The sequence below is a fragment of the Moraxella sp. ZY200743 genome, assembly GCF_050885545.1.
Taxonomy (GTDB): domain Bacteria; phylum Pseudomonadota; class Gammaproteobacteria; order Pseudomonadales; family Moraxellaceae; genus Moraxella; species Moraxella haemolytica.
Genome location: NZ_CP091313.1, coordinates 1,955,387 through 1,970,336 on the forward strand (window position 1 = coordinate 1,955,387; position 14,950 = coordinate 1,970,336).

Consider the following 14,950-nt stretch of genomic DNA (forward strand, 5'->3'; position numbering starts at 1 on the left):
AAAACCCTATTCTGCAACCAATTTTTACCAAAGAGATGGCAAATAATACCGCCCATAAACCCAATATTATTAAGGCAAGTTATGGGTGTTTAAGAGACCATCGAAGTGATAGAGTACAATTTACTAAAAAATTATTGAAAAGATGCTAATCGCTCATTACAATAAAATTTCTCAATCAATCAGAAAATCAACAAGGGAGTAACCATGCTAGGTCGTTCTACAAATAAATTATCAAAAATCATTAAATTCTTTGCTAAAGATTATGCTAGTATGCTAAGTATTAATAACATTATCGGAATACATAACAAAACTTTTTTGTTAGAAAAAATAAAAATAGAAAAATCCCCTAACTGTATTTATTGTGGTGTTGATCGCCATGTATAAATACAAAAGGTTAATTTTAAGCGAAGTATCCGTATCTTCGACCAGAATGCTCATTGGTGCATCTTCAACTATCTATATGATCATTAGTGGTTTAAGCTTGTATCAAGTTGGTATAATAAAGAGTTTTCAAGCCATAGTTATATTGCTCTTAGGGTTTTTTATAGGGATAATATCCGACAGAATTGATAGAAAGCACCTCTATGTATTGGCTGTATTTTTTTCTTTCATTTGGCTACTATTAAGCTACATGGCTGGCAACAGTCATGGTAATAGTTTTGAGTTATTTTTTTTGGCAGAATTATTTAATGCTGTGTCCTTGTGTATCTTTCAAAATAATAATCATGGGTACCTTGTAGATACCTATAATAGCCAATTTAATGATAATGATACCAAGAAGATTTTTGGCAAAAAGTCCTATCTTGAATTCTTATTCATGTCGATTGCATCTTTGATTGGTGGGGTATTGTATCAGCTCTTAAAAGGTAATCTATTCTTACTAACTTCAATTATGATGTTTATGGTTTTTATAATAGGTATTTTTTATTTGCCTAATTGCAAGACAGCAGTTGAAAACAACCATTCATTCAAGGTTTTTGATAAAAAATATTTTGCCTTAATTTTTGAGAAATTTGAATTTTATAAAAAAAGCATATTTCTTTTTTTAATATTCAGTCTATACTTTCAGATAATAATTCAGTATTGGCAGATTATCATTGATGTCTTTGATATGGTAAAAAATAATGAATTTATATTAGGTCTTACTCTATTTTTAATGATGTTAGTACAGTCTTTTTCTGGAAAAATTTTAGAAAAATATAAAGTATTTTCTGATTTTTATATTTTATCAATATTTTTCTTGGGGCTGCTTTTTTGTATGATTTCTCTGCAAATACAAGGGTATTTAGGGTTAGCTCTATTTATATTGGGTGTATGTGCAAATCTTTTCTCCATAAGATATTTAATTACAGCTACCAATTCAAAAATACACGCCAACATCCCATCTTATATTAGAGCTAAATATGATATGGTTTTAAATACTATTTTAAGATTATTGACAGCAGTCCTATTGCTTTTTATAGGGTTTATTTCTGATAAGTTTGGGGTAAGTGTCATTGTTTATTTTGGGCTAATCCTAAGTGCGATTAGTGCAGTTATAGCTCTCAAAGTAAGAGATAATTTTAGATTGCCAAAAATCCGTTTCTATGTTGCAATATAAGCGGATTTTTCACTAGACACCCTAACTGCAAGACAAAACCCATCTGCCAACCTAAAACCTTTTTATTTTGTTGGTTAGGATTTTGTATGCTTTTGCCTTAACTGCTTTGCACCAAACAATTGGTACAGACAAATAACCACCTAAAACCCATCGCCTACCCAGTGCTTTATGTCATCAGGCAATGGTGCCTCAAACACCTGCACGCCCTCTGTCATAGGCACGGCTATCCGCCAAGCGTGCAGGCATAGGCGTTTGATGCCTACTTGTTCCGCCAGTTGTTGCTCATTTTTGGACTGATATTTATCATCGCCAAGCAAGGTATGACCGATACTTGCCATGTGGACACGAATCTGATGGGTGCGACCTGTCAAAGGGCTTGCCTTCACCAAACTCACTGGCATACCATCAATAAGAAAACAATCCAGCACTTCTATTCTCGTCTGCGATGGCTTGCCTGCTTCATCTACTCTGACACGCCGTTCGCCACTATTTAGGGTGTATTTTAGTAGGGGTTTATCAATCAGCTGACTACCCATCAGCGTACCATGAACCAGGCACAAGTAGTCTTTTTTGATGGTTTTTTGGCGAAAATGCTCTTGTAAATCCTTTAGGACACTGCGTTTTTTGGCAATCAATAACAACCCTGATGTCTCTTTATCAATGCGATGAATCAGCTCTAGGTATTTTTTCGCTGTTGCCACTCGCATCGCCTCAATCACCCCAAAACTCTCGCCAGACCCACCATGCACCGCCAAGCCGTGCGGTTTGTTCAACACAATCAAACCTTCATTTTCAAAAATCACCCTACCTAGCAGACCATTAGCAAAACTCTCAGACACCACAGGTTCATTACGCACCGAAAGCCTGATGGGAGCGATACGCACCACATCGCCCACATTGAGACGGCCGTGTGGCTTACAGCGTTTTTTGTTGATGCGGATTTCATCATCTCTGATGAGTTTATATAAGTGCGAGCGTGGCAAACCCTTTAAGCGAGCAAGCAAAAAATTATCAATACGCTGACCGTCTTGGTTGGCAGTTACGGTAATAAAATTAACACGACCAAAATCACTGATGGTCTCATCGGCACTTTGGTTGGTTGGGTGACTTGGGCGGTGATTGGTGGGTTTTTTGGTGAAATTTTGAGTTTTTTTCATGTTTTTGCCAAAAATGGTTATTTTTTTGTAGGAAAATTGGTAAATTTTTGGTATAGTTTAGCATGTTGCGTAAAAAAAGGCGAAGCTCTAAACAAAAAGAGACCGCTTGCCTATGATGATTTGTCAAATCGCTTATAAAATATCGGTTCACAACGCCTGATTTTATAACCGCCAAGCGAACGCAAGGCAGCAAGAACGGACTGACACACCGACCTGACCATCACCGCAACCGACAATACATATTTTTTGGCAACCATGCCGCAACATTCGTTTGAGAGACGACCCATCATTTTGATGTGAATCGCCCTTTGGCTGTTTTTGCCAAATGGCAAATTTAGTAAGTTTTTTTATTGTTGTTAAAACATCGCCATGTGTTGGCTCAGATACACAAGACAAACTCTGTATCCGACCAAGAAAACCCCAACGCATGACGAACCGTTGATGACATCATTGGTGCAAGCAATGATAACCAGATGGCAATTAGCACGCCATCATCACATACTTTTTTTGATGACACTTGGGCTTTTTGATACATTGATTGGCGTTATTGATACGCCATGATGAATACAAACTCAAAACAACGGTGGCTTCATCAGACAACACAACACTTTTAGACAACAGCTTTTAGGTGATTTTTTTGATACACCATCAAATCAATCGCACAACTCACTCAATGTATTTTTGACCGCCATCAGGCAGTCAACGACCCACTCAAACGATGTTGCTTAACCTAGCTTGGCAGCCCCAAGCATATCATTAAGGAACATCATGAAACGCATTTTAATCAACGCCACACACAACGAAGAAATTCGTGTCGCACTCTGCAAAGACAATCATCTGTATGATTTTGACCTAGAAAACCGCACTCGTGAACAAAAAAAGGCGAACATCTACAAAGGTCATATCACTCGTGTTGAACCATCACTAGAAGCAGCATTTGTTGAATACGGTTCGGTCCGTCAAGGCTTTCTACCCCTAAGAGAAATCGCCCCAGAATACCTACACGGCAATGTGCGTGAAGACAACATCAAACAACTCTTAAAAGAAGGCGATGAGGTCATCGTACAGGTTGAAAAAGAAGAGCGAGGCAATAAAGGTGCTGCCCTATCCACTTATATCTCGCTGGCCGGTCGCTATCTGGTACTGATGCCAAACAACAGCAAGGCAGGCGGTATCAGTCGCCAAATCTCGGGCAAAGTCCGTGAAGAGATGAAGCAAATCATCGCCAGCTTATCCATTCCTAAAGGCATGAGTGTCATCGTGCGTACCGCTGGGCTTGGTAAGGGTTTTGACGACCTACAAAACGACCTAAACCACCTGCTAGACATTTGGAGCTCTATTTTAGACCAAAACAAAAAACGCCTAAGCCCTTGCTTGGTTCACCAAGAAGCAGGTGTGGTTACTCGTGCCGTGCGTGATTATCTACGAGATGACATCAGCGAGGTGTGGATTGATAGCGAACACGCCTACAATGAAGCCGCCAACTTCATCGCTGCTGTCATGCCAGCACAACTGGACAAACTGCGTAAATACACAGAATATGAACCAATGTTTGCTCGCTTTGGTATCGAACGCCAAATAGAAACCGCCTATCAGCGTGAAGTGCGTCTGCCATCAGGTGGCTCAATCGTCATTGACCAGACCGAAGCGATGGTCTCTATTGACATCAACTCATCAAAATCCACCAAAGGCTCAGATGTCTCTGAGACCGCTTATCACACCAACCTAGAAGCAGCTGATGAGATTGCTCGTCAGCTACGCCTAAGAGATATGGGCGGTTTGATTGTTATTGATTTTATTGACATGAACGATCCACGCCACCAAAAAGATGTTGAAAAGCGTCTGATTGATGCAACTCGCCATGACCGTGCCAGAGTACAGTTCGCCGAAATCTCCAAATTCGGTCTGATGGAGATGAGCCGTCAGCGTCTGCGTCCATCGCTAGAAGAATCCACAGGCTACATCTGCCCACGCTGTCATGGCAATGGCATGATTCGTGATTTGCGTTCACTTGCCCTATCCATCATGCGTCAGATTGAACAAATCTCCTTAAAAGAACGCACAGGCGAAATCCAAGCAGAAGTGCCGACCGAGATTGCAGCGTTCTTATTGAACGAAAAGCGTGAAAGTCTGGTCTATCTGGAGCAAGACTCTGGCACACGCATCACCATCTTGCCACACGCACATCTTGAAAGTCCAAACTTTAGCCTACACTTCAACCCAGATGGCTTTGCTCCGTCTAGCTACGAACGCATCGTTAATGCCGAAGAAGAAGAGATGGAAGATCGTGGCTATGAAGTTAATTGGCAGGCACACAATGAAACTGGCGATGCTAATGTGCCAAATCGTTGGCAAAAAGCCCAAACCAACACAGACCATCGCAAAAAGACCGCCGACAGACCAGATAAACAAGATAAGCAACCTAAGACGCAAGCAGAACCACAATCACAGCCACAAGTAGCGGCTTGGCTATCCAACCTGTTCGCCCCAAAACCACAAGCAAAACTGGCAGGGTCATTGAATAACTCAAGTGCCGCCGCCGCCATTGAGTCCATCGTCAATGGCGGTGGTATCAGTCTGGGTGCTAGCGGTGTGGCAACCATCATCAATCAAGACAGCTCACCAAAAAAAGAAACACATCAGCGACCTACAAAAGACAAGGCTGAGCGTGAAGAGACCCAAGAGCGTAGAATCAGACACAAAAAAACCAAAAAAGAAACACCAACCGAAGAGACCAAAGACCTAAAAACCCAAAAAACAGACAAGACCGACAAGACAGACCAAAAACCCAAAAAAGAAGAATCAGCCTATCCAAAAAGAGAAGCCGGTTCACGCCGTGAAGCACGAGGCGAGATAGTCCGTGAAGAGACGCTCACACCAGAGAACAACAGAAATCTTAAAAAAGACCACAAAAAAGCCAGTGAACAGCACACCAAAAAACACGCTGAACATAGCAATCCTGATGAAGTCGTGGTCAGTATCAAAGCAATCCCAACCAACGAGTCGGCAGGCAAAGTGGTTCATCTATCCTTAGATAACAGCAAGCCCATCACCCAAGCCCAAGCTGACATCAGCGATGATGACAGCCACACCGCACCGACCAAAGCGGTGGTTGAGACAGTGATTGAGACAGTAGCCAAGTTCAGCTCTGATGATACACAGGCACTATCTGTACAGGCTCAAGCCGACCACGCCCCTGCCAATCACAAGATAACAACTGATGATACGCTTCAACAAGACGAGCCAAAACAGCCGGTGGTTGAGCAAACACAGCCCAAGCAGGTAGCCCAAAGCGTGTTCACCCATGACGCTCGCATCAGTAAACTTGCCCTACAGATGGACAAAGCAACAAACGACCCACGAGTCGTCATGGCAGTTCTACAGACCACTGCCCCCATCAGCGGTACAGCAGGCGAGTTCATCACTCGTGTGCTAGGTCAAAATGTGGGCGATGATTTCATCACCAACTTCACCAATGCCGTTGCCAAACACCGTACAACGACTGATGAGGTGTTTAGCTTCGCCAATTATGGTTATGTGCCACTGCCTGAGGACTATTTGGCAGCATTTGACAGACAGACCAGCGTCGCTTCACGCATCAGCACGCCACAGGGTAAAACCGAAGTCGCTCTGCCACGCACCACTCAGCGAGCCGACAACGACCCACGAGGTCAGCTCACCGAGACGCTCGGCACATCTGATGACCATCAAGAACCAAGCGACAAGAACACCGCCCAAGATGACTTGATGACTACTGCCATAACTGCTGAACAAACCCCAGCTCAGATGCCTAAGGTTCAAGACGCACCACAAGCAAAGCAAGCACCTACTGAGCATGACAGCCAGCAAGAGCAGGCAATCTCTACTCAGACCGAGCAAGACAGTCCAAGCGAACATCAAAAGATGTTCAACCAAATAGATAAGGCGATAGAACAAATCAAAGAAACAGCTGATGATGTCGCACAAACCATCAACAATAAAATCGCCGATTTATTTGATGGGCTTGATGACCCCCAAGAGGACAAAAACCATCAAGCCAAACAAGACGAACAGCCTGCCGAACAACCGACAACACCAAAAGCGGACGACAGCACCAAAAAACCCAAAAAACGCACCAACAGCTACAAAGACATGATAGAAAATGTCGCAGGTCAGCTGTTGCCACAAGTGGGGATTTTGAATTTAGCACAGCCAAAACCTGCCAAAACTCGCATCAAAAAAACCGCAGGCAAAGGCGACAACAAGCCAAAATCTGAGGTCAGAAAAGCCGGCTCAAAGGTAGCCAAAGCTAAGGCTGAGACCAAAAAACCCAAAGACGAATAACCCAAGTTTATTCATCAAAAAAAGAGAGTGTCATAACTCTCTTTTTTTGATGGGCTTTTTGGTGTATCAAAGAGAGATTAAGGCACAGAAAATCGCTGATTCATACATCAGCGTTGCCAAGCTATTAAACATTGCTCGTCTGCTCAGTGTGCGTCACTGGCATGACTAATAAAGGATTTTTCAATGAACACAGAACAAGCAAAAGATTTAACCATAGATGATACTGTAGCGAGCTTCAGAAGAACAACCACCCCTGCACTAATCGAAAGATGCTGGAATGATGTCGATATCGATGACGAAGATCCTACCGCAGTGTTAGTGCTAGAAGTATCATCAGAATACGCTGAATCTATCGGTGCCGAAGCTGCTGATGAAGATGATTTTGCCGCACATGGCGATTGGGATATTATTGGCAAAAATTAGGTGACAAAAATGAGTAAAAATAACAAAAAACCAGATGATTTTGGCAAGGCTATTGATAACGCCATAGAAGGCAAGCCGTTGGATGGTTCTAAAATTTGGGTGGGTAGCACGCCAAAAGTTTTACAAATGCTTGGTGTACAAGACTTGCCCGTCTATATCCACAGAAAAACGGTACTAAAAGATGCTATCAGAAAACACAACATCACCGTCTCGGACTTAAAAGCAATCCCAAGCCAGCTAGAACATCCAATTGCCATCATGAAGTCAGCACAAACATCTAGCAATCCAAACGCTTATTTGGTTCTGACCGAACTGATTGAAAAAGAAAATACAAAAGATAAACCTGTCATCGCTGTATTGTCTGCCACACAAAAACAAGACGGCATAGAAATTAATTCGGTGTATGGTAAAAGCAAAAGCCAAATTGAAAGAGATTTGAACAATGTGCTGTATTGTGATAACAAAAAAGGTCAGCAATTTATTGATAGCTTCGGGTATCAATTACCCCCCCTCGCCATCTAATGCTGACCTTTGCCATAATTATAAAACAGATCAAGATTTAAATCAATACATTTTAGTGCAAAATAGCAGAGAACACGCCGAACAATTTTTAAAAACTGCCGAAGAAATCAAAGCCGATTTGGGATATGCACCATCTAAACAGCATAATGTCAAAATTCCAGCCGATGACAAAGGCAGTAAACTTGGCTCAAGCAAAAATGATGAACATTTAGCCAAACTTAATACCACTCACAGCTTGGCTGATGATCGCCAGAGCTGACATCTGCTCAGCTCATCATCAATAGACATAACATCACCAAAAGCACCAAATAATATCATTATCAATAGTAACAATAAGATAACAATATTGTTGTATTATTTTATCTACCCCCTGCGGAAGCAACTTTATGGTAAAATATCTCTCTTAAGCTAAATATACTAGTAACAATTTTAATCAATCCTAAAACTTAAGCTTGGAATGGTTGCCAATCAGTTGCAACCAAAAAACACCCACACGATCAAACCAAGCAATGCATGGCACTGTTTGGCGATGGGTATCTGCCTTTTAAGTGTTTGGCAGAATTTCATCAGCAGTCATCATTTGTGAGTAAATTATGAATAAAAAACCAATAAAAAGCACAACAAGAGCCGTGCTATCCATAGCAACAACTCTGGTATGCCAGTTAAGATGAAAGCCCTGACACTGGCGGTGGTATCCACTTTGTCCATGATGGCTGCTGCACAAACAAATGACAGTAATGTTCGGAACCAGACTGTTAATGGTAATTTGACTGTGCAAGGTACTGCGCGTCTTGCAGGTAATTTGACTGCGAACAACAGTGTGACACTTAATAAGGGTTTGACGGTTAATGGTAGCACGCTAACCGCCAGAAGTGGTTTGACTGTATCAGGGGATACAAAGCTTGGAAGTTTGACTGCAGGGACTACAAAACTGGGAAATACAAACGCAAGTGGTTTGAATGTGACAGGGGCTACAACCCCCCCTTACCGGTCAATTTACCCTATCATAGCAATCACTGGCTAATTTTTCTATGCGAATTATTCATAAATACCAATAAATCATCAAAATTGTCAATAAATTTACCACAACCGCCCAAAATTTCGCTAAAATACAAAAAATTTCACCCAAAATCACAAAAATATTTGCCTTTTTTATGGTTTTGGCGAAAATATCCCAATCAACTTGTTATATTTCATCAACGAACCCAAAACTTTCGTTATCAAATCAAACCTTTTTTATTAAGTAACCAACATGATTGACACTCGCCCCATCGCCTTAGACCTGCAAGACATTCACAAAAACTACGGCTCACTGTCCGTACTCAAAGGCGTCTCTTTGACCGCCTATGATGGCGATGTCATCAGCATTCTAGGTTCGTCAGGTTCGGGCAAATCTACCTTGCTACGCTGTATTAACCTACTTGAAAAACCCACCAAAGGTAGCATCACCATCGGCAATGAAGCCTTAATCTTGACCGAGAAAAAAGGCGAATTGGTCGCCAAAAATCCAAGACAGCTAGAAAGTTTACGCTCAAAAATCGGCTTCGTATTCCAAAATTTCAACCTATGGCCACACAAAACCATCTTGGATAACATCATTGAAGGTCCAACCCAAGTACTCAAACAACCCAAAGATCAGGCAATCGCCGAAGCCGAACACCTGCTCAACAAGGTTGGTCTGCTTGACAAAAAAAATGCCTATCCTGACAATCTGTCAGGCGGTCAGCGTCAGCGTGTGGCAATCGCTCGTGCTTTGGCAATGAAGCCACAGGTGCTACTGTTTGATGAGCCGACCTCAGCATTAGACCCTGAGCTGGTCAATGAAGTGCTGTCTGTCATGCGTGGGCTGGCCGCAGAGGGTCGCACCATGCTCATCGTTACCCACGAGATGCGTTTTGCTCGTGAGGTATCAGATAAGATTGTGTTTTTACATCAAGGACGCATTGAAGAGATTGGCACGCCTGACGAGGTCTTTGATAACCCAAAATCTGAGCGTGTGCGTGAATTCATGGCATCGCATCGCTCTTAGGGTTTGACTTAAGGTTTGTTGTTCAAGTTCGTTTTTGGTACTTATTTTGTTAGTATTTGCTTATTAATATCTGTTTTGTTAATATCTACTTGTTAGTTTAAGGACATTTTATGTTATATAAATTCGCAGGCGTTACCGCCATCGCTCTTGCCCTAGTCGCTTGCAGTCAAGACAAGCCTGCCCAGACGACCGAACAGCGTCAGCTGACCATCGCCACCGAAGCGGCTTATCCCCCATTTAATGACACCGCTCCAGATGGCAAGATTGTCGGCTTTGATGTTGAGGTCATCAATGCCGTGTGTGCCGAAATCAACGCCAAATGCGACATTGTCGCCCAAGATTGGGAAGGTCTAATCCCTGGTCTTAATGCCAAAAAATACGACGCCATCATCGCAGGCATGTCCATCACTCCAGAACGCCTAGAGCAGGTGGATTTTACCGAGCCGTATTTTTCTAATACCATCGTTTGGCTATCTAAGACCGATGGTAGCTTCGACCCAAACAACATCACCAACAAAATCCTAGGTTCACAGCGTTCAACCACAGGGGCTGCCTATATCGCCGAAAAATATGACGGCAAAGATGGCAACACCGTCAAGCTCTACGACACCTACCTAAACGCCTATCTTGACCTAAAAGCAGGTCGTAACGCTGCTGTCATGGCAGAAAAAGTCTCTGCTGCCGAATGGCTAAAACAAGAACAGCAAGGCTTTGGCTTGGTCGGCGAAGAGATTGACAACAACGACAATCTGGGCATTGCGGTTCGCAAAGGCGACACCCTAAAAGATGAATTCAACCAAGCCCTTACCAAACTCAAAGAATCAGGTAAATTGGCAGAGATTGAAACTGCCAGTTTTCAATAATTCATCAGCCATCACTAGCGTGGCAATCAGCCCACGCTAAAACCAATCAAAAATAAGTAAGGGGCAATCATCATGAAACTAAAACTACTTAGCATATTGGCAATCAGCACCCTTGTTGTTGCCTGTAGCAATAATCAAGGGGCAGACGACAAGAGTGCAGCCACCACCGGCGAAAAACAAATCCGCATCGCCACCGAATCTAGCTTTAAGCCATTTAGCTACCTAGATGCCAGCGGTAACTTGGTGGGCTTTGAGATTGACCTAGCCAACGCCCTATGCCAAGAGATGGCCGCCAAATGCGATATCCAAAGCCAAGATTGGGACGGTCTGATTGTCGGTCTAAATGCCAAAAAATTTGATGCCGTCATGGCAGGTATGTCAGCGACCAGCGAGCGTGCCAAAGTGGTGGATTTTAGCGATTCGTATTTTAACAACACCCTAGTCCTGCTTGGTCAAAAAGGCGTTGAGCTCAATGCCAACACCCTAGATGACAAAAACATCGCCGTACAGCAGGCCACCGTTTCTGCCGACTACCTAACCAAAAACCACCCCAAAGCAACCATCAAAGCATACAGCACCCAAGACAATGCTTATCTTGATTTGACCGCTGGTCGTGTCGATGGTATGTTGTCAGACATCGTTCCTGCATTAGACTGGCTAAAAACCGAGCAAGGGGCTGATTTTGAAGTCAAAGGTGAACCGATTGACATCAACGACAGCGTCGCCATCGCCCTACGCAAAAATGACCCACTAAAAGACGAATTCAACACCGCTCTTGCCACCCTAAAACAAAACGGCAAATATGATGAGTTGGTGGATAAATATTTTGACAAAACCATCATCAAATAACCAAAATGGGCGTCAGCCACTTAACTTAACCACAAGAAATATTAACAGGAGGCAACAATCACTAATTAGCAACATAGCAGTTTTGTTACATCTACCCCCTGCTCTTGTCCATGCAGGCATCGTTGTGTTAGAGCCATCCAACTTCAACCAAGAGATGAATCGTTAACGCTTGGTCATATAAACAAAACTTAACAAAACACCCCATGACGAAGCCAAACAATGCCATGAGTCGTGTTTGGCTTACGAATAAATAGCAACATTTCATCAGTCATTATTATTTGTGAGCAAATTATGAATAAAAACCTAATGAAACAGCGCAACAAAAACCGTACCGCCCATACCAACAACTTTAGTATCCACATTCCAATAACATCCCTGACACTGGCAGTAATAACCACCCTACCCCTGATGACTACTAAGGCATATGCTCAGCAGGGATTTGTTCCTGCTGGCACTATAGCGGGGACAGGAGCTACTGCGGTTGGACAAGGGTCTCAAGCAATGGCAAATTTAGCTACTGCGGTTGGATCTGATGCCCAAGCAACAAAAGCGAGCTCTACTGCACTTGGTGCAGGTTCTAGAGCAACTCAAGGGACCTCTACTGCACTTGGTGCAAGTTCTCAAGCAATGGGACTGGATTCTACCGCACTTGGGCAAGGTTCTCAAGCATTGGAGCAAAACTCTACTGCGGTTGGACAAGGGGCTCAAGCAACAGCAGTAGGTACTATTGCACTTGGGAAAAGTGCTCAAGCAACAATGACAAGCTCTTTTGCACTTGGGCAGGGAGCTCAGGCAACAGGACAGAACGCTATTGCCATTGGTAACAATACTATGGTTCGGTCTGTAGGAGCTGTAGCACTTGGTCATGGCATCACCATTAGTAATGACTCTAATCATGCTGTGGTGCTTGGCAATGGGAGTACATATACTACACCCATGCCAACAGCAGATTACTCATTTATGCTTCCATCAGCCACCAATAGCTCCGGAGTGCGTACCACAATCAATTTTGCAGGAACTCGTCCAACATCAGCCGTTTCTATCGGTGCAAAACATCAAGAACGCCAAATCGTCCATGTCGCTGCTGGTCGTGTTACTGCAGACTCAACCGATGCGATCAACGGCTCTCAGTTATACGGCGTGCTAACTGCGATACAGAGCATAAAAATACCAGATGTATTAATTGGTGCTGGAGAGCCAAATACTCAAGGCAAAGAAGGTGATATCTACATTAACAGCACTACCGGAGATCTGTACAAAAAAACAGGAAATAGATGGGGTGCTAAAGTTGGAAGTCTCAAAGGTCCTAAAGGTGATAAAGGCGAAACTGGTCCGCAGGGTCCACAAGGTCCAGCTGGTGAAAAAGGCGAACAAGGGGAACAAGGTCCTAAGGGTGATAAAGGCGACACCGGTCCACAAGGCCCTAAAGGTGATAAAGGCGACACCGGTCCACAAGGTCCAGCAGGTCCAGCTGGTGAAAAAGGCGAACAAGGGGAACAAGGTCCTAAAGGTGAGAAAGGCGAAATTGGTCCAGCAGGTCCACAAGGTCCTAAGGGTGATAAAGGCGATATCGATCAAGCCACTAAGGATAAAATCCAACAAAGCATCAATGATGCCAAGACCGCCAATGACAAAGCTGTCATCGCTGATAATAAAGCCACCCAAGCACAACAAACAGCCAATACCAATGCTGCTAAAATCAGCAAAGGTCTGAATGTTAAAACTCAAGATAATAAAACCACCAACCACCAGTTAGGCGATACGATTACCATCACTGGTCAGTCGAACATTAGCACCAACACAGAGCAAGGCAGTGTTGTCGTATCATTAAATGACGATATTACTGTTAAATCGGCAACTGCTGAGCGTGTCGTGGCAGATCAGGTAGTAGTCGGTCCTGTCAGTATCGCAAAAGACACAGGCATCAATGCAGGTGGTCTGACCGTGCAGAATGTCGCTGATGGTCGTATCGCACCAGACAGCACAGATGCTATCAATGGTGGTCAGTTGTTGGGTGTTTATAACCACATCGATGAGCGTGTCTTTGGTATTGGCAACCGCATTGATGAGATCGAAGACCGCCTACAGGCAGGCATCGCAGGTAATCATGCAGCCATGTCATTACCACAAGCCACACTAGCAGGTCAATCGATGGTCTCAGTTGCACTGGGTGCATATGCCGATAAAGGTGCCATCGCCATCGGTTATTCTCGGCTAAGCGGTAGCGGACGAGTAACCTTGAAGTCGCATTTAAGTGCTGATACCAAAAAAAAGGTCGGTGCTGGCGTAGGTGTAGGCCTTGCGTGGTAACCCACCTTCTGTAATACCAATATACTAATAATGCCCGTGTGCTTTGCCCTATTTGGGCTAAAGCACACAGGTTAATTGTCTTTGGCAACACAATACAAAACCCCAACCACAGTAAGCCATTAGTAATAAAACAACAATTATTATTAATAGTAACAATAAAATAACAACTCTCTTTCATTATTTTATCCCCCCCCTGCGGAGTAAATATTGTGGTAAAATACACCCATTTAAGCTAAATATATTAGCAATATTATCAATTAATAATATCAATTGATAATATTAATTGATAATATCAATTGATAATATTAATGAATAACAACTTAAGTTTGGGTTATAATCCAACAAAACACCCAAACAATTACACCAAGCAATGCACAGCAAGTTTGGTTCATAAAGGTTTGGTCATCAAACCGCATTGATTTTTTTAACCACCCTTGTAAAAATTCAGTCAACAAGGGTGGGCTAACTACGCTGGAATGAAAGTATGAATAAAGTCTATAAGGTTATTTTTAACCGCACCACACAAGTGTTTCAAGCTGTCTCTGAATTGGCTCGTGGTCATCAACGCACCCAAACCGGTAGCACATCATTAAGCAAAGACCCTACTCAAACAGGCAGTAGCTTTCATCTAAACCCAATTGCCAGTGCAATAGACTCTCTTAAACCAGCAGTTCGTTCGTTCGCCCTAACCACCCTACTGCTCAGCGGACTTAGCTTTTCTGGGAGCGTGTCGGCTCAGTTTTGGGAAGGTAGTAACAGTGGTGCAGAGAACTTGGTTTGGGGGGGCGTAACGTAACCACTAATAACAGTAACATAACTGGCAATCCTGCACCTTATACTGGACGAGGAAACGTCAATGCCTATAACTCGATTG

14 protein-coding genes and 1 pseudogene are annotated in these 14,950 nt (G+C 43.1%); 12 read left to right on the forward strand and 3 right to left on the reverse strand.

Features of this window, described 5'->3' with window-relative positions; genetic code table 11:
- Positions 1 to 204: 204 nt before the first annotated feature.
- Positions 205 to 384, forward strand: a complete 180-nt coding sequence (locus L3D27_RS09630; protein ID WP_432481053.1) for a hypothetical protein — start codon at positions 205 to 207, stop codon at positions 382 to 384.
- Positions 377 to 1,600 (forward strand): MFS transporter, encoded by a 1,224-nt coding sequence (locus L3D27_RS09635; protein WP_432481054.1) that lies wholly within the window; start codon positions 377 to 379, stop codon positions 1,598 to 1,600. The genes L3D27_RS09630 and L3D27_RS09635 overlap by 8 nt, the downstream gene beginning before the upstream one ends.
- A gap of 140 nt (positions 1,601 to 1,740) precedes the next feature.
- Here the strand turns inward: L3D27_RS09635 and L3D27_RS09640 are convergent.
- The 3 genes and pseudogenes from L3D27_RS09640 to L3D27_RS09650 all read right to left on the reverse strand — a co-directional run bounded on the left by L3D27_RS09640 (position 1,741) and on the right by L3D27_RS09650 (position 3,292).
- Positions 1,741 to 2,821 (reverse strand): annotated as a pseudogene (locus tag L3D27_RS09640) (RluA family pseudouridine synthase).
- Positions 2,822 to 2,867: 46 nt separating this feature from the next.
- Complete coding sequence (locus L3D27_RS09645; protein ID WP_284673452.1) at positions 2,868 to 3,047, reverse strand: hypothetical protein; 180 nt, start codon at positions 3,045 to 3,047, stop codon at positions 2,868 to 2,870.
- Between the two features lie 89 nt (positions 3,048 to 3,136).
- The gene (locus L3D27_RS09650) at positions 3,137 to 3,292 is read right to left on the reverse strand and encodes a hypothetical protein (RefSeq protein ID WP_284673453.1); all 156 of its coding nucleotides are present in this window, start codon (positions 3,290 to 3,292) and stop codon (positions 3,137 to 3,139) included.
- 233 nt (positions 3,293 to 3,525) lie between these two features.
- Between L3D27_RS09650 and L3D27_RS09655 the strand changes: the two genes are divergently transcribed.
- The 10 genes from L3D27_RS09655 to L3D27_RS09700 all read left to right on the forward strand — a co-directional run bounded on the left by L3D27_RS09655 (position 3,526) and on the right by L3D27_RS09700 (position 14,872).
- Positions 3,526 to 7,080 (forward strand): Rne/Rng family ribonuclease, encoded by a 3,555-nt coding sequence (locus tag L3D27_RS09655; protein ID WP_432481055.1) that lies wholly within the window; start codon positions 3,526 to 3,528, stop codon positions 7,078 to 7,080.
- Between the two features lie 183 nt (positions 7,081 to 7,263).
- Positions 7,264 to 7,503, forward strand: a complete 240-nt coding sequence (locus tag L3D27_RS09660) for a hypothetical protein (protein ID WP_432481056.1) — start codon at positions 7,264 to 7,266, stop codon at positions 7,501 to 7,503.
- Between the two features lie 9 nt (positions 7,504 to 7,512).
- Positions 7,513 to 8,025, forward strand: coding sequence for a hypothetical protein (locus tag L3D27_RS09665; protein WP_432481057.1), 513 nt, complete (start codon positions 7,513 to 7,515; stop codon positions 8,023 to 8,025).
- 55 nt (positions 8,026 to 8,080) lie between these two features.
- Positions 8,081 to 8,284 carry a hypothetical protein gene (locus L3D27_RS09670; protein WP_432481058.1) on the forward strand — a complete coding sequence of 68 codons (204 nt, stop codon included), beginning with the start codon at positions 8,081 to 8,083 and terminating at the stop codon, positions 8,282 to 8,284.
- A 408-nt stretch (positions 8,285 to 8,692) separates the two neighbouring features.
- Positions 8,693 to 9,049, forward strand: coding sequence for a hypothetical protein (locus L3D27_RS09675; RefSeq protein ID WP_432481059.1), 357 nt, complete (start codon positions 8,693 to 8,695; stop codon positions 9,047 to 9,049).
- Between the two features lie 228 nt (positions 9,050 to 9,277).
- Positions 9,278 to 10,054 (forward strand): ABC transporter ATP-binding protein, encoded by a 777-nt coding sequence (locus L3D27_RS09680; protein WP_432481060.1) that lies wholly within the window; start codon positions 9,278 to 9,280, stop codon positions 10,052 to 10,054.
- A 110-nt stretch (positions 10,055 to 10,164) separates the two neighbouring features.
- Positions 10,165 to 10,917, forward strand: coding sequence for a transporter substrate-binding domain-containing protein (locus tag L3D27_RS09685; RefSeq protein ID WP_284673460.1), 753 nt, complete (start codon positions 10,165 to 10,167; stop codon positions 10,915 to 10,917).
- Between the two features lie 72 nt (positions 10,918 to 10,989).
- On the forward strand, positions 10,990 to 11,766 hold the full coding sequence (locus L3D27_RS09690) for a transporter substrate-binding domain-containing protein (protein WP_432481061.1): 777 nt from the start codon (positions 10,990 to 10,992) through the stop codon (positions 11,764 to 11,766).
- Positions 11,767 to 12,057: 291 nt separating this feature from the next.
- Positions 12,058 to 14,076, forward strand: coding sequence for a YadA-like family protein (locus tag L3D27_RS09695; protein WP_432481063.1), 2,019 nt, complete (start codon positions 12,058 to 12,060; stop codon positions 14,074 to 14,076).
- Between the two features lie 484 nt (positions 14,077 to 14,560).
- Positions 14,561 to 14,872 carry an ESPR domain-containing protein gene (locus L3D27_RS09700; RefSeq protein ID WP_432481064.1) on the forward strand — a complete coding sequence of 104 codons (312 nt, stop codon included), beginning with the start codon at positions 14,561 to 14,563 and terminating at the stop codon, positions 14,870 to 14,872.
- Positions 14,873 to 14,950: the final 78 nt, after the last annotated feature.

What these genes read in the sequence shown, in the direction of transcription:
- L3D27_RS09630 (WP_432481053.1), top strand. Translation starts at nt 205, where the DNA reads ATGCTAGGTCGTTCTACAAATAAATTATCAAAAATCATTAAATTCTTT.
- L3D27_RS09635 (WP_432481054.1), top strand. Translation starts at nt 377, where the DNA reads ATGTATAAATACAAAAGGTTAATTTTAAGCGAAGTATCCGTATCTTCG.
- L3D27_RS09645 (WP_284673452.1), bottom strand. Translation starts at nt 3,047, where the DNA reads ATGATGGGTCGTCTCTCAAACGAATGTTGCGGCATGGTTGCCAAAAAA.
- L3D27_RS09650 (WP_284673453.1), bottom strand. Translation starts at nt 3,292, where the DNA reads ATGTATCAAAAAGCCCAAGTGTCATCAAAAAAAGTATGTGATGATGGC.
- L3D27_RS09655 (WP_432481055.1), top strand. Translation starts at nt 3,526, where the DNA reads ATGAAACGCATTTTAATCAACGCCACACACAACGAAGAAATTCGTGTC.
- L3D27_RS09660 (WP_432481056.1), top strand. Translation starts at nt 7,264, where the DNA reads ATGAACACAGAACAAGCAAAAGATTTAACCATAGATGATACTGTAGCG.
- L3D27_RS09665 (WP_432481057.1), top strand. Translation starts at nt 7,513, where the DNA reads ATGAGTAAAAATAACAAAAAACCAGATGATTTTGGCAAGGCTATTGAT.
- L3D27_RS09675 (WP_432481059.1), top strand. Translation starts at nt 8,693, where the DNA reads ATGAAAGCCCTGACACTGGCGGTGGTATCCACTTTGTCCATGATGGCT.
- L3D27_RS09680 (WP_432481060.1), top strand. Translation starts at nt 9,278, where the DNA reads ATGATTGACACTCGCCCCATCGCCTTAGACCTGCAAGACATTCACAAA.
- L3D27_RS09685 (WP_284673460.1), top strand. Translation starts at nt 10,165, where the DNA reads ATGTTATATAAATTCGCAGGCGTTACCGCCATCGCTCTTGCCCTAGTC.
- L3D27_RS09690 (WP_432481061.1), top strand. Translation starts at nt 10,990, where the DNA reads ATGAAACTAAAACTACTTAGCATATTGGCAATCAGCACCCTTGTTGTT.
- L3D27_RS09695 (WP_432481063.1), top strand. Translation starts at nt 12,058, where the DNA reads ATGAATAAAAACCTAATGAAACAGCGCAACAAAAACCGTACCGCCCAT.
- L3D27_RS09700 (WP_432481064.1), top strand. Translation starts at nt 14,561, where the DNA reads ATGAATAAAGTCTATAAGGTTATTTTTAACCGCACCACACAAGTGTTT.